The following is a 25,202-nucleotide window of genomic DNA, read 5'->3' on the forward strand; positions in this document are numbered from 1 at the left end:
TCATCGGCCGGCCTTCGCGGCGACGGCGGCGGCGCGGGCCGCCACTCGGTCTGCCGCCTGGTCCGCCCGCCGGGACACGGACACCGCTCCGGCGAGCCGCTCGATCGATGCCGGAACGTCCCAGTCCTCCTGTCGCAGCGAGGCGAGTGTGGTCGCGGGGACGACCACCAGGTCCGGGGCTCCCGTCTCCACCACCCGGACCAGGAGCGCCCACGCCGCGTCCCAGCGGGACTTCTCCGGGCGCCTCCGGACCGCGGCCACCACCCCGTCCAGCACGGCTTGGCGCAGATCCCCCCGCTCGGGCAGGGCGGCACCGGCCGGGTCGGCGAGCAGTGTCTCGGGGTCCGGGAGATCCATCCGGTCCAGGCTTGCCAGCAGTTCCAGCCCCGGACCGTCCCCCACAGTGCCCCTGACCAGCAGGGAAAGCACTTCCCGGGAGGAGCCGGCCGCGGTCGCGAAGGCGATCAGACTCAGGGTCATCTCCCAGCTTCGGGGTGACGGCCAGGGGCCGCCCCGACGCGTCTCACTGCTGGGCAGTTGGTGCACCAGCTTGGGGCGGCCGGTGAGGAGCCCGCACACGGCACGACGGGCGAAGTCGACGGCCTCCGGCAGCCTCGCCGGGTCGAGTCGCGGCAGAGTGGCCCGGGGCCAGGTCCCGCCGAGGCCGCGTACGACGACGTCGTGGTCGTGGGTCCACTGGAGATGGACGAACCGGTTGGCCAGCGGCGGGCTCAGCTCCCAGCCGTCGGCCGCCGAGGACCGCGGATTGGCGGCGGCCACGATCCGGACGCCCGGCGGCAGCCGCAGGGCACCGATCCGCCGCTCCAGCACGAGGCGGAGCAGGGCGGCCTGAACCGCCGGTGGCGCGGTGGACAGCTCATCCAGGAACAGCAGCCCCCGGCCGGCCCGCACCAGTCGTACGGCCCAGTCCGGCGGGGCCATCGGGACGCCCTGTTCCGCGGGGTCGTCGCCGACGATGGGCAGCCCGGAGAAGTCGGACGGCTCGTGCACACTGGCGATCACCGTGGTCAGCGGAAGGTCCAGCGCCGCGGCGAGCTGTGTCAGGGCCGCGGTCTTGCCGATCCCCGGCTCACCCCACAGAAGCACGGGCAGGTCGGCGGCCACGGCCAGAGTCAGGGCCTCCAGTTGGATGTCGGGGCGCGGTTCGGTGGTGGCGTCGCGCAGCAGGGTCAACAACTCGGCGGCGACGTCGAGTTGGGAGGCGTGGACCTGGTCGGAGGGGGCGTCGGCAGTAGCGTACGCGGTGCACATGGTCATGTTTCATCACCTTTGGTTTCATAGTGGGCCAAGTCGGCCCAGGGGACGGCCAGGTGGGCGCGGGGACAGACGTCCCCCGGTCAGCGAGAGCCGGGTCGGCGAGAGCCGGGTCAGCGAGGGGACATGTGGCGCGGGTGCGTGCGGTGGCCGGGAGGACGGCTCGGACCCGGGGTGAGGCGGCCGGACCGAGGTCCGGGTCCGACCAGGCCCGCCCTGAACAGCCCGTAGGTGATCCGCCGCAGCGCGGCCGCCTCCAGTTCGTCCCGCAGAGCGCCGCCGCGCAGCACCGCGTCGGGGCCCAGCAGGCCTTCGACGACGGCCAGCGCACCGGCGGTGTCGCCGTGGTGCAGGCGTTCGCGGACACCGGTGAGGCAGTCCGGACGGCGGTGCGCCTCGTCGATGGCCCGCAGGCACGGAAGCGGAGTGCCGGTCAGTGCGACCAGCAGTTCCTCGCGGCGGATCTCGTCCGGGTCGTGGTCCAGTGGCGCCAGTACCCCGTCGACCAGGGCGATGCGGTGCTGAGCGCCCCGGCACTCCACGATGCGCGGTTGTCCCGCCCGGTCCGGAATCCAGGAGGAACCGGCCGGCGAACGATCCGGTACGAGCGCCGAGGCGACCAGCGGGTGCAGCTGACCGGCCTCGATCGCACCGGTGCGGATCAGTTCCAGGTCGGGCAGTACCCAGGTCGCGGCGTCGGGCAGCACCGGCAGCGCGGAGAAGGTGCCGTCCGTGGGCGCCGCCGCGATCCGCAGGGCGGGCGGCCCGAGGCCGTCCCCGTCCGCGGCCAGGTCCAGGAGCAGCCGGTGCCGGCCCCCGAACCGCACGGCGACGGCACCGGTCGTCCGCCCCTCGGCGCGGAGCAGGATCCCCGCCTCAGCCGCCCACCGGTCGACGGCACAGCTGCGCCCTCGCGGCACCAACCCCAGCGGGTCCGGGTCCGCGGAACGGCCGTCGGCGGGCGGCCGGTCGGCCCCGGAGCGGACCCGCAGCTCATCGGCCCTGCGCGCGTCCCACAGGTGGCGGTGCAGGTCGAGGCGGAACCGCGGGCTTGGATGGGGATGCGGATGCGGATGCCGGTCGATGCCTGCCCCGAACGCGGATCCGTCGAGGGAGCCGTCCCACAGTGCGAGGCTGATCCGCTGCCCGCCGTCCGCCCAGGCCGGCGGAGTCCGGACCACGAGGTGCACCGGGCACGCGCCCTCGCGCCCCGCCGCGCCGTACTCGTAGTCGTACCGAGCCAGAGCGATGGTCAGCCCTGGCCGCAACAGCCCGTCAGGAGCGATCCTCGGCATGTGCCAGCGCAGCAGGTCGGGAGCCAAGTGGCGTAGATCTGCCCGGACTTGGGCCGCGAGGTCGTGGCCATGAGTGCGCGCCACGGAACGCAGGTTGAAATCGATGTCGATGCCTGCGGCGGCGCACGCCCCCGCCCAGTCCCCGGCAGAGCGGCGGACGGTCGCAGTCTCGATCATGGACGGCGGCACGGCGAACTCTCGCACGCGCGGCCAGAAGGAAAGGCGCCAGTAGGAAAGGGAGGAGTACCCGTACGCGGTCTGAGTGAGCATCAGCACTCACCTTGCGTGGACGGGGCCCCCAATCTCTGAACAGAGGGAGTCATCATCGCGGCGAGCATAACCTCCCTGACCGCGATCTGTCAGGTGCCTTCGTTCCGTCAGGTGCCGTCGCTTGACGTGCCACCCAGGACCCGGCTTCGGCGGGACGCTGACGCCGGGTCCGGAGACCGCTTCTAGTCGTCGTGTCCCTCCAGCGCCGCCAGCGCCGGGTCCAGCACGATGTCCTCGGCCCGCGCCTCGATCGTCGGGTCCTCGGGGAAGTGACAGGCCGTCAAATGCCCCTCGGCGTTGCCCGACAGCCGGATCAGTGGCGGTTCCTCCTGTGCGCACTTGTCCTGCGCCTTCCAGCAGCGCGTACGGAAGCGGCAGCCGGAGGGCGGCGAGATCGGGGACGGCACGTCGCCCTGGAGGCGGATGCGTTCCTTCTTCTCGGCGTCGATGTCCGCGTCGGGAACGGCCGACATCAGCGCGTGGGTGTAGGGGTGGCGCGGTCCGGTGTACAGCGACGTGCGGTCGGCGATCTCCACGATCTTGCCGAGGTACATGACCGCGACGCGCTGCGAGAAGTGGCGGACGATGGCGAGGTCGTGGGCGATGAAGACGAACGCGATGCCCATCTCCCGCTGGACCTCCTGGAGCAGGTTGACCACCTGCGCCTGGATGGAGACGTCCAGCGCGGAGACCGGTTCGTCCGCCACGATCAGCTTCGGCGAGAGCGCCAACGCCCGTGCCACGCCGATGCGTTGACGCTGACCGCCGGAGAACTCGTGCGGGAAGCGGTTGTAGTGCTCGGGGTTGAGGCCGACCGTCTCCAGGAGTTCGCGTACACGGGCCTCACGGCCGCCGGGCGGATTGACGCCGTTGATCTCCATCGGCGAGGAGATGATGGTGCCGACCGTCTGGCGGGGGTTCAGCGAGGCGTACGGGTCCTGGAAGATCATCTGGATCTCGGAGCGGATCGGGGCCAGCTGGCGCCGGGTGGAGCGGCTGATGTCCTTGCCCTGGTACGAGATCGTGCCCTGCGTGGGCTCCAGGAGACGGGTCAGCAGCCGTCCCGTCGTGGACTTGCCGCAGCCCGACTCGCCGACCAGGCCCAGGCTTTCACCGGGGAAGACGTCGAAGGAGACGCCGTCCACGGCCTGCACGTCGCCGATCGTGCGGCGGATCGGGAAGCCTCCCTTCACCGGGAAGTACTTCTTCAGGTCGCGCACCCGCATCAGCGGTTCGGCCGGGTCCGCGTCCCGCTGCCCGGGGATCACGTCGGCCGCGACCGCGGTCTTCTCGTCGCTCACAGCGTCGCTCACAGTCAGTCCCCTCAGCCCAGCCTGGGCCGAATCGTTTCGGTGAAGATGCGGCTCTTCTGGTCCGGCGTGAGATGGCAGGCGGCGCCGCGCCCCACCGGCAGTTCGGGCCGGATGTCCACACACCGGTCGGAGCCCTCGACCTCGCTCCGGAAGGCGCACCGCGGATGGAACGGGCATCCCGAGGGAGGGTTCAGCAGCGACGGGGGTGTGCCCGGAATGGGGGTCAGCGGCTCGTCCACGTCCGCCGACAGGCGCGGCATGGAGGCCAGCAGGCCCCAGGTGTACGGGTGTTGCGGACTCTTGAGCACCTCGCGGACCGTGCCGCGCTCCACCGCCCGGCCCGCGTACATCACGAGCAGGTCGTCCGCCATGTTGGCGACCACACCGAGGTCGTGGGTGATCATGATGATCGCGGAGCCGAACTCCTGCTGGAGGTCCTTCAGCAGGTCCAGGATCTGCGCCTGGACGGTGACGTCGAGGGCCGTCGTCGGCTCGTCGGCGATCAGCAGGTCAGGGTTGCAGACCAGGGACATCGCGATCATCGCGCGCTGGCGCATACCGCCGGAGAACTGGTGCGGATAGTCGTCCACGCGCTGTTGGGGGTGCGGGATGCCGACCTTCCCCAGCATCTCGATGGCCCGGTCCCGCGCCTCCTTCTTGGACGCCCCGGTGTGCTTGCGGAACGGCTCGCCGATCTGCCGGCCCACGGTGTGGTACGGCGACAGCGCGGTCAGCGCGTCCTGGAAGATCATCGCCATCTTGTTGCCGCGCAGCCGCTCCAGCTCGGTCTCGGTGGCGGTGATGAGTTCCTTGCCGTCGAGGACGATCTCGCCCTCGATCGTGGTGTTCAGCGGGGAGTGCAGGCCCAGGATGGTCAGGTTGGTGACGGACTTCCCGGACCCGGACTCGCCGACGATGCCGAGTGTCGTACCGCGTTCCAGGTCGAAGGAGAGCCCGTCGACCGCCTTGACGACGCCGTCCTCCGTGGAGAACCGCACCTGGAGGTCGCGGACCGAGAGGAACGCGTCGGAGCCGGCCGGCGCCGCGCCGTCCTCGGGCTTGGTGAGTGTGGTCACTGAGAGGTCTCCTCAAGCACTAGGACAGCCGCACACGCGGGTCGATCACGGCGTACAGGGCATCCACGATCACGTTGAGCAGGAGAATGAACGCGGCGCTGAAGAGCATCACGCCCATGAGTTTCGGCAGGTCCTTGCCGACGACCGAGTCCACGGCGAGCCGGCCGATGCCCGCGAGACCGAAGGTGAACTCGGTGACGACGGCGCCGCCGAGCAGCGCGGAGAGGTCCATGCCGAGGATGGTGAGGATCGGGATCAGCGAGCCGCGCCAGGCATACCGGAAGAAGACGTATCTGCCGGTCATGCCCTTCGCGCGGGCCGCGCGCACATGTTCCTCCTGGAGCTGCTCGATCATCGTCGAGCGCGCCATGCGCGTGTAGTTGGCGGTGAAGATCACGGACATGACGACCCAGGGGATCAGCAGTCCCATGAACCACTGTGCCGGATTCTCCGTGAACGGCACGTACTTGGGCTTGTCCAGCCAGCCGGTGCTGTACACGAAGATGCCGAGCATGATCGGGCCGAGGAAGTAGATCTGGAACGAGCTCAGCACCAGCGAGATGGAGCTGAAGACCTTGTCGAGCCAGGTTCCCCGGTAGCGGGCGGCGATCATGCCGGTGCCGAGGCCGACGATGAGGAAGACGATCAGGCCGCCGATCGTGAGGGACAGCGTCAGCGGGAAGCGGTCCATGATCGTCGCCCAGACCATCTGCTGGTCACGGAAGGAGACACCGAAGCAGGGGGCCGGGCAGTGGCCCACGGCGAAGTCCCGTCCAACGAAGATGCCGGAGAGGAACTTCCAGTACTGCACCGGGATCGACTCGTCGAGCCCCAGGTTCTTGTGGATGATCGCCAGCGCGTCCGGTGTGCAGTTCTTGCCGCACGCGAGGGTGGCCGGGTCCTGGGGGATCGCGTAGTACATGAAGAACGTGAAGGCGCTGATCAGCAGGAGGATGAGCATCGCGCCGAACGTCCGGCGAAGGATGAATCGAAGCATGGCGGAACGCTGCTCTCAGGACGGCGGCCAGGGACAGGAGCGCCCGGGGCGCACTCGCTGGAGTGCGCCCCGGGAGGGTGGTCAGCTCTTGAGGAAGACCCGGGTCGGGTCGGTGTAGCTCGTCACCGTGGAGTAGCGCAGGCCGCCCACGTTGGTGCCGGCGATCTGGAACACCTTGGTGTAGTAGATCGGCGACGCCGGGTTGACCTTCTCGCTGATGTACTGGTTGAGCGCGGTCCAGGCCTTGGTGGCCTCGGCGGTGTCCGTGATCTTCTGGATGCGGACGATCTCCGAGTTCACGTGGTCGTCGTTGATGTGCGAGTAGTTCGACGCGCCGTCCTGGATCTGCGTGCCGTCGTACAGCGGCGGGAAGACGGTGGAGGCGGAGGACCAGTCCTGGCCCCAGCCGGTCATGTAGATGTCGAAGCCGTTGTCGACCTTGCCGATCTGCTCGTACCAGGTGGCGGCGTCGACTTCCTTCTTCTGGACGTCGAGACCGATCTTGCCGAGAGCGTTCTCGACGAGCACGGCCTGCTGCTGGCGGACCGGGATGTTGGCGTAGGCGTAGACGATCTTCTTGCCCTTGGCGCCGGCTTCCTCGATCAGCTTCTTGGCCTTGGCGATGTCACCGTTGGGGTGCTTGGCCCGGTCGAAGGGATCGAAGTCCTTCTGGTAGCCCGGAGTGGTGGGCGACATCAGGCTGTTGGCGACCTCACCGCCGTACGCGCCACCGTCTGCCTTGTACACCGCGGTGGACGGCATGGCGTAGGTGATCGCGTCGCGGATCTTCTTGTCCTTGATGCGGTCCATGTTGAAGTTCATCTGCCACACGTACGGGGCGTAGCCCTGGATCGTGCGCTTCATCGCCGCCGAGTCGGAGACCACCTTCTGCACCTGGGTGGTGGCGACCTGACCGGTCATCATGATGGCGTTCTTGGCGTCACCTCGGTCGGCGAGGATCGTCTTGGTCTGGTCCTCGTCGTCGTGGTTGATGTCGATGTTGAAGCCGTCGACGTACTGGTGACGCATGGCGTCCGTCTTCGCGTCCCAGTTGGTGTTCTTGACCAGCTTGACGCTCTTGCCGGCCTTGAACTCCGAGATCTTGTACGGGCCGACGGCGACGGGCTTGGTGTCGTACTTGGCCTTGGTGTCCGTCTTCTCGGGGACGACGGAGTAGCCGGCCATGGCCAGCGCCTGCGGCAGGTCGGGCTGGGCGGCCGAGAAGTGGAAGACGACGGTCTTGTCGTCCGGGGTCGCGAGGACGGTGTCCGGCAGGTGCTTGCCCTTGAACGGACCCGCGTACGCCTTGCGGTACGTGGTGCCGGCACCGGACAGCCACTGCTGGATGTAGGACGGACCGTCGGTGATGAACGGGTCGTAGAGCCGCTCGAAGGTGTGCCGGATGTCGTTCGCGTCGATCACATGACCGGTCTCGTCCTTCACGCCGTCCTTCAGCGTGTACGTCCACGTCTTGCCGCCGTCCGACATCTTGCCGGCGTCGGTCGCGAGGTCACCGATCACGGTGAGGCCGCCCTTGGCGTCCTCCTTGTACGTGGTCAGGCCGCGGAAGATGAGCTTGGAGAGCAGGCCGGCGTCACTGACGTAGATCTGGCCCGGGTCGAGGTGCGAGAAGTCGTCCTCCTCGTACACCTGTACCGTGCCGCCGGGCTTGGCGCCCGTGACCTCTTCGGCAGGCCCCGTCGAGTCCGCCGCGGTGCCGATCTTGACCGCCGCGGACTGGGCCGCGGCCTCCTTCTTGTCCTTGCTCTTGTTCGTGGTGTTGCCGTTGTCACTGCTGCTGCAGCCTGCCAGCGCGAGGGCGCCGGCCGCGACCGCGACGACGGCGGTCCGCGCTCTGCGGGAACTGAGGATGCTCATGGAGTCGAGTCCACCTGCCTGTGAGTTGTGATCAGTGATCCACTGGTGCTGCTTGGCAGTGCACGGCCGGTCGTCGCCGGCTCCCGGGTGGCAGCGGCACCCCCGTACTCGGAGTCAGCGGCCCGTCTTGGGATCGAAGGCGTCCCGGACCGAGTCACCGAGGAGGTTGAACGCCACGACGAAGACGACCATGGCGACACCCGGGAAGAACATGTAGACCGGGTCCTGTTCGTAGATGTCCGACCCGATGGCGAACATCCGGCCCCAGTCGGGGGTCGGTTCGGAGTAGCCGACACCGACGAAGGAGAGAAAGGCCACCGAGAGAATGGTGTTGGGCAGCATGTACGTGCCCTGCACCAGGATCGGTGTGACGAGGTTGGGCAGCAGCTCCTTGCGGATGATCCGCCACGGCGAGGCGCCCGCGACCTTCGCGGCCTCCACGAACTCCCGCTCGCGCAGCGAGAGCGTGACCGCCCGGATCAGCCGGGCGAGGCCCATCCAGCCGAGGAACCACAGGACTCCGATGATCGCGAGCGCGTGGATGTAGGTGGGCGTCTCCTCGTCAGGAGCGACGAACGCCACGGTGATCACCGGCATCGCCGCGATCATGAACAGCTGCTGCGGGAAGGCGAGCAGGAAGTCCGTGAGCCGGCCGAGCCAGTAGTCGACCTTGCCGCCGAAGTAGCCGCCGACCAGACCGATCAGCACCCCCATGAAGACCATCGCGATCGTCGCCGCGAGCGCCGTGTACAGCGAGGTGCGCATGCCGTACAGGAGCTGCATGAACACATCGCGCCCCAGGGTGGGTTCGATCCCGAACCAGTACTCCGAGGTGATGCCGCCGTTGGGACCCGACGGCATGTTGAAGTCGTTCAGGAGCAGCGGGTTGTCCTGCCCGTAGAGCGTGTACGGGTTCTTGCCGTACAGCTTCGAGATCAGCGGAGCGAGGGCGGCGATCAGGAAGAAGAAGATCACGATGTACGCGGAGACGACACCGCTGCGGTCGCGCTTGAACCGGCGCCACATCAGCTGGCCGGGCGATCGGCCCTCCAGCAGCTCCGGCTCGGCGGAACGCTTCTGCTTCGTCTGCTCGTCGACCTCGGTGGAGGCTGCCGCGCCCTCGATCTCGATCGGACTCGTCATGGTTCGTCCATTTCATGGGTACGCCGATTCCGCGGTCGCCACAGGGTGTGGGCGGCCACGTTCGGACCATGCGGATCAGGAGAGACGTATGCCTAGCGGTCGCTGTGCGCCAGGGCGCGGCGTGCGACAACTCGCAGGTGAACACGCGTAGTTGGCATCTGGTGCCTCCTCATGACTCAACCGGTGCACGGACAGGAGGGGCCTCTGATTGACCTCCGACACCCCTGACGGAGGGTCAAACACCCCACTGTGCTCGTGAGTCGGCGCTGTCCCCACAGCGCATGACCCATTGACCCGAGCGTTACGCGGCTAACTATCTGACATGAGCCAGATACCGACCACTGCCTTTAGGTCTCGGTTCCATCACAGCTCACGCGTACATCTTCCAAAATCTGGACAAAATGATCTGAGGGAGAAGCCCGCGAAACGGACGTGTTACATGCGTATCGGGCGGGAGGTTCCGCATTTCGGACACGAGGTGCGGGAAAACGGGTTGAAAAAAGCCCGGGTGCCCCCATCAATGGGGGCACCCGGGCTCAGTCGGCCGATTGCTCAGCCGGACTGCACAGTCGATCAGCCGTGCTTGGCGCGGCTGGCGGAGCGACCGCGCTCCTTCTGGTCGAGGACGACCTTGCGGATGCGAACGGCCTCCGGGGTCACCTCGACGCACTCGTCGTCGCGGCAGAACTCAAGCGACTGCTCCAGGGAGAGCTTGCGCGGCGGGACGATCGCCTCGAACGAGTCGGCGGCGGCCGAGCGCATGTTGGTGAGCTTCTTCTCCTTGGTGATGTTCACGTCCATGTCGTCGGCGCGGGAGTTCTCGCCGACGATCATGCCCTCGTACACCTCGGTGCCGGGGTCGGTGAACAGCACACCGCGCTCCTGGAGGTTCGTCATCGCGAACGCGGTGACGGCGCCCGCGCGGTCGGCGACCAGCGAACCGTTGTTACGGGTCGTCAGCGTGCCGAACCACGGCTCGTGGCCCTCGTGGATGGAGTGGGCGATGCCCGTGCCGCGCGTCCCGGTCAGGAACTCGGTCCGGAAGCCGATGAGGCCACGGGAGGGAACGACGAACTCCAGGCGGACCCAGCCCGAGCCGTGGTTGGACATGTTGTCCATGCGGCCCTTGCGGACGCCCATGAGCTGCGTGACCGCGCCCATGTGCTCCTCGGGAACGTCGATCGTCATGCGCTCGACCGGCTCGTGGGTCTTGCCGTCGATCTGCTGCGTGACGACCTGCGGCTTGCCGATGGTCAGCTCGAAGCCCTCGCGGCGCATCTGCTCGACCAGGATGGCGAGCGCGAGCTCACCACGGCCCTGGACCTCCCAGGCGTCCGGGCGCTCGGTGTCGAGCACGCGGAGGGAGACGTTACCGACCAGCTCGCGGTCGAGGCGGTCCTTGACCTGGCGGGCGGTGACCTTGCGGTCCTTGACCGCGGCCTTGTTCTCCGCGCCCTTGCCGGTGCCACCACGGCCGACCAGCGGCGAGGTGTTCGTACCGATGGTCATGGAGATCGCGGGCTCGTCGACCGTGATCAGCGGCAGCGCGATCGGGTTCTCGGGGTCGGCGAGGGTCTCGCCGATCATGATCTCCGGGATACCGGCGACGGCACAGATGTCACCGGGGCCGGCCTTCTCGGCGGGCTTGCGGGTGAGCGCCTCGGTCATCAGCAGCTCGGTGATGCGTACGTTGCTGATGGTGCCGTCACGCTTGATCCACGCGACCGTCTGGCCCTTGCGCAGCTCGCCCTGCTCGACGCGGAGCAGCGCGATACGGCCGAGGAAGTTGTCGGCGTCCAGGTTCGTCACGTGGGCCTGGAGCGGCGCGGACTCGTCGTAGGACGGGGCCGGGACGGACTCCAGGATCGTGGTGAAGAACGGCTCCAGGCTGTCGCTGTCGGCCGGGACGGTGCCGTCCTCCGGCTTGGTCAGCGAGGCCACACCGTCACGCGCACACGCGTAGACGATCGGGAACTCGATCTGGTCCTCGTCGGCGTCGAGGTCGAGGAAGAGGTCGTACGCCTCGTTCACGACCTCGTCGATGCGCGAGTCCGGGCGGTCCGTCTTGTTGATGCACAGGATGACGGGCAGGCGGGCCTGCAGCGCCTTGCGCAGCACGAAGCGGGTCTGGGGCAGCGGGCCCTCGGAGGCGTCGACGAGGAGGACGACCGCGTCCACCATCGACAGACCGCGCTCGACCTCGCCGCCGAAGTCGGCGTGGCCGGGGGTGTCGATGATGTTGATCGTGATGGCCTCACCGCCATCCTTGGGGTGGTACTTCACGGCCGTGTTCTTGGCCAGGATCGTGATGCCCTTCTCACGCTCCAGGTCATTGCTGTCCATCATGCGGTCGTCGAGCGACTCGGCGGCGTGCGCGGCGAAGGCACCGGCCTGCTTGAGCATGGCATCGACCAGGGTGGTCTTGCCATGGTCGACGTGGGCGACGATGGCGACGTTGCGGATGTCGTGGCGCGTGGCCATATTGAGGCGCTTCTCCCGGAGTGAGTGGACGGCCTCCGCAGCGCGGGGCCTGCCGGGCTACTACACGCCACGGCCTTACCCCATGGTACGTGGCCCTGACGGAGGCGGCCTCCGCAGGGCCACGTGGGCCACGGTCCGGCTAGCCCTGGGAGGGGCTCGCCGAAGGGTTCGCGCCCTTCTTCAGGAAGCCCATGTCCTCGTAGATCGGGGTCTGGAAACCGAAGGCGCCGGTGTTGGCGAGGTTGGTGCGGGCGGCGGTGAGCTGGGGGCGCTGGTAGAGCGGAATCGAGCCGGCGGCGGCCCAGATCCGGGCGTCGGCCTTGCGGACGAGGGCGCGCTCCTCGTCCTCGTCGAGCGTGGAAATGGCCTGGTCGAAGAGCTGGTCGACCTGGTCGGTGCCGACGCGGGTGTAGTTCTGCTCGACGCTCAGGGAGCCGTCGGCGGCCGGCACCGGCTTGGCGAAGATCGGGCGGGCGTCGGTGGCCGGGAAGGCGGAGGCGGGCCACGAGTACAGCGCCAGGTCGTACTGGCCCGAGGCGATGTGGTCCTTGAAGTAGCTGTCGTCCGAGACCTTGTTCAGTTCCGTACGGATGCCGATGCGCTGGAGCATCTGCGCGATGCGGTCGGCGACGGCGCGCAGGGGCTCCGAGCCGGTGCCGGAGGGCACGACGAAGCGGAGCGTCAGCGGCTTGCCGTCCTTGGCGAGCGCATTGGCCGCGGCGCCCGCCGGGGCGGCCGTGCCCTGGGGCGCGTACGCCCCCTGTGCCCCGCCCTGGCGGGAGTACTGCTTCCCGTCGAGGTGCTTGCCGGCCTGCTCGTCCGCGTGCTGCCCGGAGTGCTTGTTCTTGTGCTGCCCGGTGTGGTCCTTGGGGTCCTTCTTCTTCTCCCGGTCGGCCTCGCCGGGCTTGTTGTCCTCGCCGACGATGTACCGCCCGTCGTCGCCGGAACCGTCCCCGGAGTCCGCCTTGCCGCCCGGGGAGCCGGCCCCCTTGCCCTGGGACCCGGCCGCCTTGTCCGGCTTCTGCTCCGTGACCGGCCCGCCGGGCACCCACCCGGCGTCGGTGAGCAGCGCCTGGGCCGCGGCGGTGTCCTGGCCGCCGAGGGCGCCGCTGTTGTCGGCGTACGCCTGCTGGCCGGAGAGGGCGAGGTGGCTGCCGACCGGCACGGCGGGCAGGCCCAGCGGCTTGAGGACCACCTGGGCGAGCTCCTGGCGGTCGAGGGCGCGGGCCACGGCGCGGCGGACGCGTTCGTCGGCGAGCGGGCCCCCGGAGCCGTTGAGGGCGAGCTGGGTGTAGATGGGTTCGAGGGACTTGCGGACCACGAAACCGCTCAGGGCCGACTGCTGGCCCGCGTACTTCGCGATCGCCTTGCGCCGCTTCTTGCGGGCCTGGGTCTCCTCGCCGGCGGCGTCATCGTCGGAGCCGTACGCGCGGGCCCAGGAGCGCAGCGCCTTTGCGGGTGTGATCGTGGCGCCGGGGCCCTGGAGGGGGGTGCTGCCCTTGTCCTGGCCGGCGAGCGTGATCCGCTCGGCCTCGGAGGGGGCGATCTCGGCCAGGTCCAGTTTGCCGGCGGCGAGCGCGGTGGCCCGCTCGGCGCGGGGGACGGCGACCAGATCGATCTCGGCGAGCTTGGTGGGGCGGCCCCACCAGCGCGGGTTGCGGGTGAGGCGGACCTCGCCGTCCTTGCGGTTCACGTTCTTCAGCGCGAAGGGTCCCGCGGTGACCTTCAGTTTCCTTCTCGCCCCGTCGTTGAAGGTGTCCGGGGTGCCCATGACGTCCTTCGGGTACAGCGGCGAGAACAGCGACTTCCAGTCGGCGTAGGGCCGGCTGAAGGTGACGCGGACCTCCAGGTTGTTCTTCCCGCGCTCGATCTTCTCGATGCGGTCGTAGCCGGCGTTGCGGGCCGTCCAGTAGGCGGTGTCCTTGCCGGACAGGGCGCGCCACTGGGCGGCGAAGTCGGCGGCGCCGATCTCGCGGCCGTCGCTCCAGACCGCCTGCTGGTTGAGCTTGTACAGCACGACCTGCTTGGGCTCGGTCTCGACGACCTTCGCGGACTCCAGGTAGTCGGGGTTGATCTGCGGGCGCCCGTTCCGGTCGAGCCGGTACATCGAGGGCAGTACGGCGCCGACGACCCGCGAGGTCGCGGAGTCGGCGTCGGCCTGGAATGTGTTCAGGGTCTCCGGTACGGCGTCCACGGCCCAGTGCAGGGTGCCGCCGTCGGCGACCAGGTCGCGGGAGGCGGGCGCGATGTCCTGCCCGGCGACGGGCTTGCCCGCCGCGTCCTCCGAACTGCACGCGGTGAGGGCGGGTACCGCGAGCGCGCCAGCGGTGAGGAACGCGACCGAGCGCATCACCGCGCGCAGTCCGACGCCGTCGTGGGACATCACTGCAACCTCCGGGACGAGCCGCTCCGCGGGTGAACAGGGGTTCTGATCACATTTGGCGGTATATTTGCGGATATATGGAGCTGATCAGATCTACGGACCCACTGAAGAGGAAAGGGTTCGCCTGTCAGTGGCGACACGCGAGGAGTGAGGGCAAGCCCACCCGTGCGGCGCAACGCCGGCCGACTCGGCTCGGCCCGTCCGACGTGTAAGGACGAGGCCGTTCAGGCCGAAGCAGGGGCCTGGGGGCGCAATCCCAGGGAGCCGGCGCCCCCAGCGCACGCCCGCCAATTGGTGCACGTCCCTTCACACCGGCAGGTGTGACGCGCAACACTCGCAGGCGCATGAACGTTGCCACCCAGGGGCCCGACGGCCCGCGGAAGTGAGGTCACGTCATGTCCGTGCAAGACGACTTGATGTCAGTGCAGCGCTGCCTCGACGACCTGAACCGGTCAGTGGGCCGCCTGGAACAGGAGATCGGCAGCGGCGGGCTCGAGATGCGCCGCGTCCGTGCCGACGCCGACCATCTGCGCGAGAGCGTCGCGCTGCTGCGTGAGACGGCCCCCGGTGCCACCTCGCCACAGCCCCCCGACCTCGTGCGCATCCCCGACACCCCGTACGACGACGCCTTGTGGACGGACTCGGACGACGAGGGTCTCGGCGCCCGCGACCGGCACGCCCCCTGACCCGACCCCGACCGGAGCTCTCCCTTGGCCACTGGTACGGAACCCCATCTGAACAGCGGCGGTGTACACACCGGTACGCGCGCCGCGATCGCCGCCCAGCATCTGCGGACCGACCGGTGGTGGCTGGCCCCCGCCGCCACCGCCGCCGGTCTGCTGGCGTTCGTCATCTACTCGACGTGGCGGGCGTTCGCCGACGCGCACTACTACGCCGCGCCGTACGTCTCGCCGTTCTACTCGCCCTGCCTGGCGGAGCGGTGCGGGACGATGCACGCCGGCCCCAACGCCGACCTCTTCGGCAGCTGGTGGGCCATCTCCCCGGCGGTCATCATCCTGATCTTCCCGCTCGGCTTCCGCCTGACCTGCTACTACTACCGCAAGGCCTACTACCGCGGCTTCTGGATGTCGCCCCCGGCCTGCGCGGTGCCGGAGCCGCACAAGAAGTACACCGGCGAGACCCGCTTCCCGCTGATCCTGCAGAACATCCACCGGTACTTCTTCTACGCGGCCATCGTCGTCGCGGGGATCCTCACGTACGACACGGTGCTCTCCTTCCGCGACGAGCACTACCGCTGGGGCCACATGGGCCTGGGCACCCTGGTGTTCCTGGTCAACATCACGCTGATCTGGGCGTACACCCTCTCCTGCCACTCCTGCCGGCACATCGTCGGCGGGAAGCTGAAGCACTTCTCCAAGCATCCGGTGCGCTACCGGATGTGGCAGTGGGTCGGGAAGCTGAACGCCCATCACATGCTGCTCGCCTGGGCGTCGTTGGTGAGTGTGGCACTCGCCGACTTCTACGTGTATCTGGTCGCGTCCGGCGCCTTCGACGATCCGCGCTTCTTCTAGATGAGTGGGGCCTTTTGATGTCCGTGGTCGACCGGCAGGAGTGGGACGTCGTCGTGGTCGGTGCCGGGGGCGCCGGCCTGCGCGCCGCCATCGAGGCGCGCGAACGGGGCGCCCGTACGGCCGTGATCTGCAAGTCGCTGTTCGGCAAGGCGCACACGGTGATGGCGGAGGGCGGCATCGCGGCGGCGATGGCCAACGTCAACTCCCACGACAACTGGCAGGTCCACTTCCGCGACACCATGCGCGGCGGGAAGTTCCTCAACCAGTGGCGGATGGCCGAGCTGCACGCCCAGGAAGCCCCCGACCGCGTATGGGAGCTGGAGACCTGGGGCGCCCTCTTTGACCGCACGAAGGACGGGCGGATCTCGCAGCGCAACTTCGGCGGACACGAGTATCCGCGGCTCGCGCACGTCGGCGACCGGACCGGGCTCGAACTGATCCGGACCCTCCAGCAGAAGATCGTGTCGCTCCAGCAGGAGGACATGAAGGAGACCGGTGACTACGAGAGCCGGCTCAAGGTGTTTCAGGAGTGCACCGTCACCCGGGTCCTGAAGGACGGCAGCCGCGTCTCCGGGGTGTTCTGCTACGAGCGCGAGTCCGGCCGTTTCTTCACCCTCGAAGCGCCCTCCGTCGTGATCTCCACGGGCGGTATCGGCAAGTCCTTCAAGGTGACGTCGAACTCGTGGGAGTACACGGGCGACGGGCACGCCCTCGCGCTGCTGGCCGGAGCTCCGCTGCTGAACATGGAGTTCGTGCAGTTCCACCCGACGGGCATGGTCTGGCCGCCGTCGGTGAAGGGCATCCTCGTCACCGAGTCGGTGCGCGGCGACGGCGGAGTGCTCAGGAACTCCGACGGCAAGCGGTTCATGTTCGACTACATCCCGGACGTCTTCAAGGAGAAGTACGCCCAGTCCGAGGAGGAGGGCGACCGCTGGTACGAAGACCCGGACCACAACCGCCGCCCCCCTGAACTGCTGCCCCGCGACGAGGTGGCCAGGGCCATCAACTCCGAGGTGAAGGCGGGCCGCGGCTCCCCGCACGGCGGCGTCTTCCTGGACGTCTCCACCCGTATGCCGGCCGAGGTGATCCGGCGCCGGCTGCCGTCCATGTACCACCAGTTCAAGGAGCTGGCGGACGTCGACATCACGGCGGAGGCCATGGAGGTCGGCCCCACCTGCCACTACGTCATGGGCGGTATCGCGGTCGAGTCGGACACGGCGGCGGCACGCGGCGTCCCCGGGCTCTTCGCGGCCGGCGAGGTCGCGGGCGGCATGCACGGCTCCAACCGGCTCGGCGGCAACTCCCTCTCCGACCTGCTGGTCTTCGGGCGGCGGGCGGGGCTGTACGCGGCGCAGTACGCGGCCGGGCTCGACGGGGCCCGCCCCGCCGTGGACGACATCCAGGTCGACACGGCCGCCGCGGAGGCGCTGCGGCCCTTCTCGGCCGAGGGACCCGAGCCGGGCCAGGAGGACGGGCGCCCGCCCGAGAACCCGTACACCCTCCACCAGGAACTCCAGCAGGCGATGAACGACCTGGTCGGCATCATCCGCCGCGAGGCGGAGATGGAGCAGGCGCTGGAGAAGCTCGCGGACCTGCGGCTCCGGGCGCGCCGTGCGGGCGTGGAGGGCCACCGGCAGTTCAACCCCGGCTGGCATCTCGCCCTCGACCTGCGGAACATGCTGCTGGTCAGCGAGTGCGTGGCGCGGGCAGCCCTGGAGCGTACGGAGTCCCGCGGCGGCCACACCCGCGAGGACCATCCGGCGATGGAGCGGTCCTGGCGCCGGATCAACCTGCTGTGCCAACTGACCGACCCGACGGGCGGGTTGGCGGCCACCGACCCCGTGGCGGGCCAGATCGACCTCGTACGCGAGACCACCGAACCCATTCGCCCCGACCTGCTCGCCCTCTTCGAGAAGGAGGAGCTGGTCAAGTACCTCGCCGAAGAGGAGCTGTACGAGTGAGCAGCTATGAGGCCCGCTTCAAGGTGTGGCGCGGGGACATCAAGGGCGGCGGCCTGAAGGACTTCGCGGTGGAGGTGAACGACGGTGAGGTGGTGCTGGACATCATCCACCGGCTCCAGGCGACCCAGGCCCCCGACCTCGCCGTGCGCTGGAACTGCAAGGCGGGCAAGTGCGGTTCGTGTTCGGCGGAGATCAACGGGCGACCGCGGCTGATGTGCATGACGCGGATGTCGGTGTTCACGCGGGAGGAGACGATCACCGTCACACCGCTGCGCGCCTTCCCCGTCGTACGTGATCTCGTCACGGACGTGGGCTTCAACTACGCCAAGGCGAGGGAGGTGCCCGCCTTCGTCCCCCCTGCCGAGCTGGGTCCCGGCGAGTACCGGATGCGGCAGGAGGACGTGGACCGCTCGCAGGAGTTCCGCAAGTGCATCGAGTGCTTCCTGTGCCAGGACACCTGCCATGTCGTCCGCGACCACGAGGAGAACAAACCGGCGTTCGCGGGCCCGCGCTTCCTGATGCGGGTGGCGGAACTGGACATGCATCCGCTGGACGCGGCGGCGGAGTCGGGCCTGGACCGCAAGCGCACCGCGCAGGACGAACACGGCCTCGGCTACTGCAACATCACCAAGTGCTGCACGGAGGTCTGCCCCGAGGGCATCAAGATCACCGACAATGCCCTGATTCCCTTGAAGGAAAGGGCGGTTGACCGCAAGTACGACCCGCTGGTGTGGCTGGGGTCGAAGATCAGGCGGCGGGACCGGGAGTCGTAGCGGGGCCGGAGCGGCGCCGGTCGCGCATCGCGCGCTGCCGCATGACGACGCTGGTGATGATCCCGGCGCCGCACAGGAGGGAGGCGGCGAACTGGACGGGTCCGGGACCGAACAGGGCCAGAGCCACCGGCTGCAGCCCGAGGGACGCCGTCAGCACCAGCGTCGCCTGGCCCCACAGCCGCCGCCGGACGACACGGCCGCGCGCCCGCCCCGGCAGCCAGCCGGTGCGTACGGCGGCGATCCCGACGGCGGTGCCCAGCCCCAGGAGCACGCCCGCGGCGAGGCCCAGGGCGAGGTGCCAGTCCGGGTTCACGGGCTTGCGGGACCCGCGGGACGGCCGGGGCGCTGCCCGGCCACCTGAAGGACCGTGCCCGCGAGGAAGAGGGCCAGCCCGGTCATCGCGTAGGGCGTCATGTCGGCGTCGGGCCCGCGGAACGGCCCGAGGAACATGAACAGGGACATGCCGGCGGCCGACAGCACCGAGCCGTAGCCCCACACCTTGGGCCGCAGCACACGGCGGCGCCCCCACGGCGGCACCCAGCCGGTCGTGATCGCGGCGATCCCGAACCCCGCGAGGCCCGTCACTGCCAGCGCGGCGAACCCCACCAGATACCAGTGCATCAGTCCCCCATTTTCCGGTGCGCGCCGAGTACGGCGCGTGCCCAGATCATGGCACGCGCGAACTCGGGTTCTCCAGACACATGACCGTCTGTTGAAGGTTGCATTCCGCGATCCCGCGCAGGAACCCCGGATCCGGGAAGCCGCCGTCCAGCAGGGCTTCGCAGTGGTCCTGGAAGCGCAGCGTCACCGGACCCATCCTTCGCGGTACGCCGTCCAGTCGGACTCCGTCGCGGCGAAGTCGACGTACAGGGCGACGCCGAAGTGTTCACGGCGGCGGTCCGCGCGGGAGAGGCCGAGGCGGGTGCCGCGTACGGCCGCCGCGACCGTCTCGGCGGACCCGTGGTGGCTCATGTCGTCCTCGTGGAAGAAGGGCAGCCCCATCAGCAAGTCGGTTGATTTCGGGGTGACTTCGAGGGCGAGGGAGGTCTGCTGGGCGACGTAGCCGCCGTACAGGCTCTCCAGTGGCATGGCCGTGTCGTAGGACATGACCGCGATCTGGTCGACGCGGCGGGCGACCTGGCCGAAGTAGGACTGGGACCACCACTTGGGGTGTCCGGTGAGGGCGCCGCGGACGGAGTTGGCCGCCGGGAGCGGGTCGATCTGGTGGGCTGCGACGGAGAGGGGGACACCGCGGGCCTTGGTGACCCGGTGCAGGTCGTCGAGGAGGGAGAGGTAGTCGCGGTTGCCCGAGTGGAGGGGTTCCAGGTCGAAGTGGACGCCGTCGAAGCCGGCCGCGAGGATCTGGCGGGTGGAGCGCACGACGGCGGCCCGGGTCGCGTCCCGCTCCAGCCGTAGCCCGACCGGCCCCTCGCTCGCCAGCTCGTCACCGAGCCAGGCCTGGACCCGCACGCCGTCCAGCTGACGGTGCACGGCCGCGATCAGCCAGCCGGCCGACGGGTACGCCGTCGCGGGCAACGTCCCGTCGTGCTCCAGCGGGCCCGCGTGCACGTACAGATCCCGGATCCCGGTACTCCGCAGCCGCGCCGCCAACGCCTTGACGTCCGCGTCCCCCTTCCGCCCGTCCACCCAGGCATGCCCCAGCCAGATCGCGTCACGGTTCCTGGTCTGCGTACCGGGCGCCAGGTCTCCGGCGTAGTTCACCCGGAGGGCGATCCCAGCGGCGAGGGCCGGAAGGAGAAGGACGAGGAGGAGCGTGAAGGCGACGCGCTTGGGCCAACGGAGATAGGGGTGACGCCAGGTCCGGGCGAGGCGCCGGATCCAGCCGGGGGTGGCACGGCGCGGGGGCTTCTCGGGGACGTTCGGGGGCGGTGCGGGGGCGTCCGCCGGCGGTGCGGGGCGGTCTGACAGCTCCGCGGGGTTGCCGGCCGGCGCTTCGGGGCGACCGGCTGACCGCGCGCCGCCGCCTGTCGGCACTTCGGGAGCACCCGTCGGCGGTGCGGGGTCGCCCGTCCGGTCCCCTCCGGCCGGGCCGGCGGCCTCCGGGGCGGGCCGGTGTACTTCGGCCGGGCCGGGCTCGTCGGCGCTCTCCAGCCGCGCTGTTCCCGCGTCGGCCGCCGCTTCGGCCTGGGCCGCGTGGGACTCCGTTCCCGGTCCCGGCCTTCCCGCGCGGTCCTCCGCCTCGGATTCCGTCCGTCCCGTATCCATCCCCCGCACCCCTCCCGTACGCCCCCGTATCCCCCGTACCTTAGGCGTCCCCACCTCGGCGTACCCCGGTCGCGTCGGCGTGCGAGCGGTCATACGCTCCCAAATGTGACGTCGCCCCAGACCCGAAATCGGTCGCGCCGAGCCACGTCCCACATAGCCGTGCGGGTGGCGCATGCCGTGCTCGGGGGGCTGGTGGCGGTGGGGTGGCTGGTGCTGCCCCTGGCGAGGACGGGGAGCGGGGATCCGGCGACCCTCGCGCGGAACGTGCGGGTCACCGAGGAGGCGGGGGCGCAGGAGGCCGCGGGCGGCCCGGGCCAGGACGGGACGGCCACCGGAGATCTCGTACTGCCCCTCGTCGCGGTGGGCGCCGCGGCGGCACTGGCGGCGTACGGGTACGGGCGCCGCAAGCGGCGGGCGAGGACGCGTACGACACCGGGCGGCGGCTTCCCGCACGCCGTGCCGGTACCGATCCATGAACTCGACGGGAACGCCCGGAGGTTACTGGTCGCCACCGACGACTGTGTCCGCACCAGTGCCGAGGAACTCGGCTGTGCCACCGCCCAGTTCGGAGACGAAGCCGTCAAGCCGTACGCGCAGGCGCTGGCGTACGCGAAGTCCGAGCTGGCGGAGGCCTTCCGGCTGCGACAGCGGCTCGACGACGCGGCCCCGGCGGACAGCCGGGGCATGCTGGAGGAGATCGTCCTTCGCTGCACGGAGGCGGGTCAGCGGCTGGACTCGGAGGCGGCCGGGTTCGACCAGCTGCGCGCCCTGGAGCGGAACGCGGCGACCGCGCTGGAGTACGCGGAGACCCGCTTCCGTGAGCTCGCCGCACGCATCCCGGCCACGGAGACGACGCTCGTCGACCTCCACAAGCGGTACGCCCCCTCCGCGCTCCTCCCGGTCACGGGCCACGTCGAACAGGCCAAGGACCGGCTCGTGTTCGCCACGATCCATCTCAACCAGGCGCGGCAGTCCCTCGACCGGGGCGACGTCGGCAAGGCCACCACGTATCTGCGCGCGGCGGAGGGGGCCGTGGACCAGGCGGGCGTCCTCGTGAACGGTGTCGACCGGCTGGCGGGCGAACTTGCCTCGGCCGCGGGGCAGTTGCCCGCCGCGCTCACCGGAGTGGAGGCCGCTCTCGTGGAGGCCCGCCGCCGGCTGGTGACCGCCGGTGCCGGTGCGCTGCCCGGGCATGTCGCGCACGCCGAGGCGCTCCTCGCCGACGTACGCCGGTTGACGGCGGCCGGACCGTACGACCCTGTGGACGTCCTGCGGCTCGTTGCCGAGGCGGGCACGGTGCTCGCCTCGACGTCCGGCGGCGTCCCTTCCTCCGAGGGCGCCGGCGGCCTCCTCGACCACGCTCTCCTGCCCGCCCGCGGTGCGGTCGCCGTCGCGGGGGGATTCATCACGACGCATCGGGGGGCTGTGGGGTGCGAGGCGCGTACGCGGTTGGCGGAGGCGGAACGTCATCTCGCCCTGGCGCCTCTCCTCCTCGAAGTCCAGCGGGCCGATGTTCTTGCCCGTCGGGCGCGGGAGCTTGCCGAGCGGGACGTGCGGGCCTTCGGCAATCCGTACGGGGGGTGTGAGGGGGCCGGAGTGGGGGGTGCCGTGCTGGGCGGGATCCTCCTCGGCGTCGGAGGCGGCCCCGCGAGCTTCGGCGGCCCCCGAACACGATCCCGCCGGGCAACGCCCCCCACCTGACCCGCCGACGAGTTCTAGCCCCAGGGGCTTCGCCCCTTCGACCCCGGGGGGTTGTGTTTCGACTGCGGGTGGGTGGGGGCTGGTGCAAAAGATCGCGCAGTTCCCCGCGCCCCTAAAAGGGGCGCGGGGAACTGCGCAATCTTTTAGGGGGGTCTGGGGGCGCAGCCCCCAGGGATGGGACGGGTAGGGGCGGCGGGGGCGAAAAACCCCCGCTCGCCCTCCCCTCGTCCTCAGAACAGGCTCAGCAACGCCTCCGCCGGATCCACCAGCCCCGTCTCCCCGTCCGGCAGCGGGAGTTCGAACCACACCGTCTTGCCCCGCGGGGTCCGTCGGGAGCCCCACGCCGCGGACAGCAGGCCCACGAGCTGCAACCCCCGCCCACCCTCGTCGGTATCACGCGCCCTCCGTCGCCGCGGCTGAACAAGCCCCGCGTCCCAGACCTCGCAGACGAGCATCCGGTCGAGCAGGAGCCGAAGCCTGATCTCGCCCTCGCCGTAGCGCAGCGCGTTGGTCACCAGCTCGCTGACCAGGAGCTCCGCCGTGTCGACGAGGGGCTCCAGGCCCCAGGACACCAGCTGCGTACGGGCGTGTTCGCGGGCGCGCCCGACGCTGCGCGGCTCGCGCGGCAGGGTCCAGTCGCCGACGGAATCGGCGGGCAGCCCCTGGACACGTGCCATCAGCAGGGCGATGTCGTCCTCGCCGTGGTGGGTGTCGAGGGTGTTGAGGACGTGGTCGCAGACGTCCTCCAGGGGGCTGGAGGGATCGGTGAGGGCACCCACGAAGGCTTGCAGGCCTTCGTCGAGGGGATGGTCGCGCGATTCGACCAGTCCATCCGTGTAGAGCGCCAACAGTGAGCCTTCGGGTAGTTCGACCTCCACCTCCTCGAAGGGCTCGCCGCCCACGCCGAGCGGCATCCCCGGCGGCACGTCGAGCATCAGCGCGCTCTCGCCGGGCTCCACCAGCACCGGCGGCAGATGGCCCGCGTTGGCGAAGGTGCAGCGCCTGGTCACCGCGTCGTAGACCGCGTACACGCAGGTCGCGAGGTACACCTCCGACAGATCCGCGTCGCGCGGCTGCCGGGCCGCGCGGGTGGCCTGCTGGACCCCGCCGGGGGTGCCAAGGCCGCGCGCGATCTCATCCAGCGCGGAGAGGACTTCGGCGGGTTCGAGGTCGAGCAGGGCCAGTGTCCGTACGGCCGTACGGAGTTCACCCATCGCCACCGCGGCGCGCAGGCCGCGGCCCATCACGTCGCCCACCACCAACGCCGTTCGGTGGCCGGGCAGTTCGATGACGTCGAACCAGTCGCCGCCCACCTCCGTCGCCGCGTTGCCCGGCAGGTAGCGGCAGGCGATGTCCAGGCCGGAGGCCTCCGGGTCGCCCGGGGGGAGGAGGGATCTCTGCAGGATCAGCGCGCGCTCGTGCTCGCGGCGATAGAGGCGCGCGTTGTCGATACAGACGGCGGCTCGCGCGGCCAGTTCCACCGCGAGCGCACGGTCGCGTTCCCCGAACGGCTCGCTGCCCTTCGTACGGGAGAACTGGGCGAGCCCGACGACGGTGTCGTGGGCGACCATCGGGACCGCGAGGGTGGACCGGATGAGGCCGCCCTCTTCGGCGGGGATGTGCTGGGGCCGTGCGGTGCGCAGGGCGTCCGCGCAGGGCGAGTTGAACGGGTAGTGGTGGACCGCGCCCACGGCCACCGGTGCCGGTCCGCCGACGAAGGGCGCGTCGGAGACGGCGCTCGCGAAGGCGACCCTGCGGAGTTCGGCGCTGCCGTCGGCCAGGCCCGGCGGGGTCTCGTCGCCGGCCAGCAGGCCCTGGTAGAGGTCCACCGTGGCCAGGTCGCAGAAGCCGGGGACCACCACGTCGAGCAGTTCGCGTGCGGTGGTCTCCAGGTCGAGGGAGTTGCCTATGCGGGCGCCCGCCTCGTTCAGAAGGGCGAGATTGCGCCGGGCCGCGGCCGCCTCACGGGCTGCGGCGCGGCGGGAGGTGATGTCGGTTCCGAGCCAGGCGATACCGATGGGGCGGCCGCTGCCGCTGTGCACACGGTAGAGGTTGATGGACCAGTGACGGCGTTCGTCGGAGCCGGGCAGATAGCCGGTGACGTGCATGTCCGTGATGGAGTCGCCGGTCTCCAGGACGCGGCGCAGGGTGGCGGAGACACGCTCGGCCTCCGCGCGCGGCAGATAGTCGTGGACGCCCTTGCCGCGGTGGTCGTCGACGCCGCCGCCGAAAATCGAGGCGAACCGCTGGTTGGCGCGCCGGACCCGCAGATCCGTGTCGATCAGCAGGAAGCCGAACGGAGATTGACCGAAAATCGACTGCGAGGCGGCGAGGTCCGTCTCGATCCGGCGCAGGGTGCGGACATCCACGACGATGCATACGGCGGCCCGCTCACCGTCCTCCGTAGTGGTGGGCATCACATAGACCTCGGCGAGCCCCTCGGCGCCCTCGCCACCGCCCTCGGGGGCCGGCATCCGGAAGGGGACCACACCGGTCCACTCGCGCCCGTCCAGGATCTCCGCCATCTTGCGCTGCCCGAACTCACGCCGGTCGGGGGCGACGAACGCCTCGATGGGGTCCATGCCGACAGCCCGTTCGGGGGAGATGCCGAAGAGCTGCTCGGCTCGCAGACTCCACTGGTCGACGAGCCCGTCGGCGCCGATGGAGAACGAGGCGACCTTGATGTAGTCGTAGATCGAACCGGGCGGACTGCTCTGCCACATCGCGTCGCCCATGGCGCCCCCCGTGCCCTCGCCGGGCACCGTGCGCGCGGAATCGCCCGCCGCCTCAGCCCTCGCGCGGTCCGACGGGTCCTCGGACTCCGTGGCCTTCGCTGGTATCTCGCTCACGCGAACCGTCCCCTCCAGCTCACCGCGTCCGGCACCGGTCACCGGGGGC

General features: G+C 70.0%; 19 protein-coding genes. 5 read left to right on the top strand and 14 right to left on the bottom strand.

Annotated features, from left to right (window positions below):
- The 9 genes from OIC96_RS16575 to OIC96_RS16615 all read right to left on the bottom strand — a co-directional run bounded on the left by OIC96_RS16575 (position 1) and on the right by OIC96_RS16615 (position 14,111).
- Positions 1-1,278: an AAA family ATPase gene (locus OIC96_RS16575; protein ID WP_330307097.1), complete on the bottom strand. Its 1,278-nt coding sequence runs from the start codon at positions 1,276-1,278 to the stop codon at positions 1-3.
- Between the two features lie 110 nt (positions 1,279-1,388).
- Positions 1,389-2,840 carry a hypothetical protein gene (locus tag OIC96_RS16580; protein ID WP_330307096.1) on the bottom strand — a complete coding sequence of 484 codons (1,452 nt, stop codon included), beginning with the start codon at positions 2,838-2,840 and terminating at the stop codon, positions 1,389-1,391.
- A 182-nt stretch (positions 2,841-3,022) separates the two neighbouring features.
- A complete protein-coding gene (locus tag OIC96_RS16585) occupies positions 3,023-4,108 on the bottom strand; it encodes an ABC transporter ATP-binding protein (RefSeq protein ID WP_406502281.1) in 1,086 nt (361 codons plus the stop codon).
- A gap of 56 nt (positions 4,109-4,164) precedes the next feature.
- Positions 4,165-5,229, bottom strand: a complete 1,065-nt coding sequence (locus OIC96_RS16590) for an ABC transporter ATP-binding protein (protein ID WP_327431483.1) — start codon at positions 5,227-5,229, stop codon at positions 4,165-4,167.
- A 19-nt stretch (positions 5,230-5,248) separates the two neighbouring features.
- On the bottom strand, positions 5,249-6,226 hold the full coding sequence (locus OIC96_RS16595; protein WP_327431482.1) for an ABC transporter permease: 978 nt from the start codon (positions 6,224-6,226) through the stop codon (positions 5,249-5,251).
- Between the two features lie 81 nt (positions 6,227-6,307).
- On the bottom strand, positions 6,308-8,104 hold the full coding sequence (locus tag OIC96_RS16600) for an ABC transporter substrate-binding protein (protein ID WP_330307094.1): 1,797 nt from the start codon (positions 8,102-8,104) through the stop codon (positions 6,308-6,310).
- Positions 8,105-8,218: 114 nt separating this feature from the next.
- A complete protein-coding gene (locus OIC96_RS16605; protein ID WP_330307093.1) occupies positions 8,219-9,247 on the bottom strand; it encodes an ABC transporter permease in 1,029 nt (342 codons plus the stop codon).
- 573 nt (positions 9,248-9,820) lie between these two features.
- Positions 9,821-11,728, bottom strand: a complete 1,908-nt coding sequence (typA, locus tag OIC96_RS16610) for a translational GTPase TypA (RefSeq protein ID WP_330307092.1) — start codon at positions 11,726-11,728, stop codon at positions 9,821-9,823.
- 139 nt (positions 11,729-11,867) lie between these two features.
- Complete coding sequence (locus OIC96_RS16615; protein WP_330307091.1) at positions 11,868-14,111, bottom strand: ABC transporter family substrate-binding protein; 2,244 nt, start codon at positions 14,109-14,111, stop codon at positions 11,868-11,870.
- A 395-nt stretch (positions 14,112-14,506) separates the two neighbouring features.
- Here OIC96_RS16615 and OIC96_RS16620 point away from each other — a divergent pair, with 395 nt between their 5' ends.
- From OIC96_RS16620 to OIC96_RS16635, 4 genes are read left to right on the top strand one after another with little or no spacing between them, the layout of a single operon-like run.
- Positions 14,507-14,797, top strand: a complete 291-nt coding sequence (locus OIC96_RS16620) for a hypothetical protein (RefSeq protein WP_330307090.1) — start codon at positions 14,507-14,509, stop codon at positions 14,795-14,797.
- A gap of 24 nt (positions 14,798-14,821) precedes the next feature.
- Complete coding sequence (locus tag OIC96_RS16625) at positions 14,822-15,643, top strand: hypothetical protein (protein ID WP_330307089.1); 822 nt, start codon at positions 14,822-14,824, stop codon at positions 15,641-15,643.
- Between the two features lie 17 nt (positions 15,644-15,660).
- Positions 15,661-17,604, top strand: coding sequence for a fumarate reductase/succinate dehydrogenase flavoprotein subunit (locus tag OIC96_RS16630; protein ID WP_330307088.1), 1,944 nt, complete (start codon positions 15,661-15,663; stop codon positions 17,602-17,604).
- On the top strand, positions 17,601-18,377 hold the full coding sequence (locus OIC96_RS16635) for a succinate dehydrogenase/fumarate reductase iron-sulfur subunit (protein WP_330307087.1): 777 nt from the start codon (positions 17,601-17,603) through the stop codon (positions 18,375-18,377). Before OIC96_RS16630 ends, OIC96_RS16635 begins: the two co-directional genes overlap by 4 nt.
- Here the strand turns inward: OIC96_RS16635 and OIC96_RS16640 are convergent.
- Genes OIC96_RS16640 through OIC96_RS16655 form a run of 4 tightly spaced genes read right to left on the bottom strand, consistent with a single transcriptional unit; the run spans position 18,352 to position 20,216 of the window.
- Positions 18,352-18,690: a hypothetical protein gene (locus tag OIC96_RS16640; RefSeq protein ID WP_330307086.1), complete on the bottom strand. Its 339-nt coding sequence runs from the start codon at positions 18,688-18,690 to the stop codon at positions 18,352-18,354. The two genes, OIC96_RS16635 and OIC96_RS16640, sit on opposite strands and share 26 nt — an antisense overlap.
- Positions 18,687-18,998 (bottom strand): hypothetical protein, encoded by a 312-nt coding sequence (locus OIC96_RS16645; protein ID WP_330307085.1) that lies wholly within the window; start codon positions 18,996-18,998, stop codon positions 18,687-18,689. Before OIC96_RS16645 ends, OIC96_RS16640 begins: the two co-directional genes overlap by 4 nt.
- Before the next feature lie 46 nt (positions 18,999-19,044).
- Complete coding sequence (locus OIC96_RS16650) at positions 19,045-19,185, bottom strand: hypothetical protein (protein ID WP_330307084.1); 141 nt, start codon at positions 19,183-19,185, stop codon at positions 19,045-19,047.
- Positions 19,182-20,216, bottom strand: coding sequence for a hypothetical protein (locus tag OIC96_RS16655; protein WP_330310277.1), 1,035 nt, complete (start codon positions 20,214-20,216; stop codon positions 19,182-19,184). Before OIC96_RS16655 ends, OIC96_RS16650 begins: the two co-directional genes overlap by 4 nt.
- Before the next feature lie 492 nt (positions 20,217-20,708).
- Between OIC96_RS16655 and OIC96_RS16660 the strand changes: the two genes are divergently transcribed.
- Positions 20,709-22,304, top strand: a complete 1,596-nt coding sequence (locus OIC96_RS16660) for a hypothetical protein (RefSeq protein WP_330307083.1) — start codon at positions 20,709-20,711, stop codon at positions 22,302-22,304.
- A 230-nt stretch (positions 22,305-22,534) separates the two neighbouring features.
- On the opposite strand, the gene OIC96_RS16665 is transcribed toward OIC96_RS16660, so the two are convergent.
- On the bottom strand, positions 22,535-25,153 hold the full coding sequence (locus tag OIC96_RS16665; protein WP_330307082.1) for a SpoIIE family protein phosphatase: 2,619 nt from the start codon (positions 25,151-25,153) through the stop codon (positions 22,535-22,537).
- Positions 25,154-25,202 lie beyond the last annotated feature (49 nt).

Source organism: Streptomyces sp. NBC_00775, assembly GCF_036347135.1.
In the GTDB taxonomy this organism is placed as follows: domain Bacteria; phylum Actinomycetota; class Actinomycetes; order Streptomycetales; family Streptomycetaceae; genus Streptomyces; species Streptomyces lutosisoli.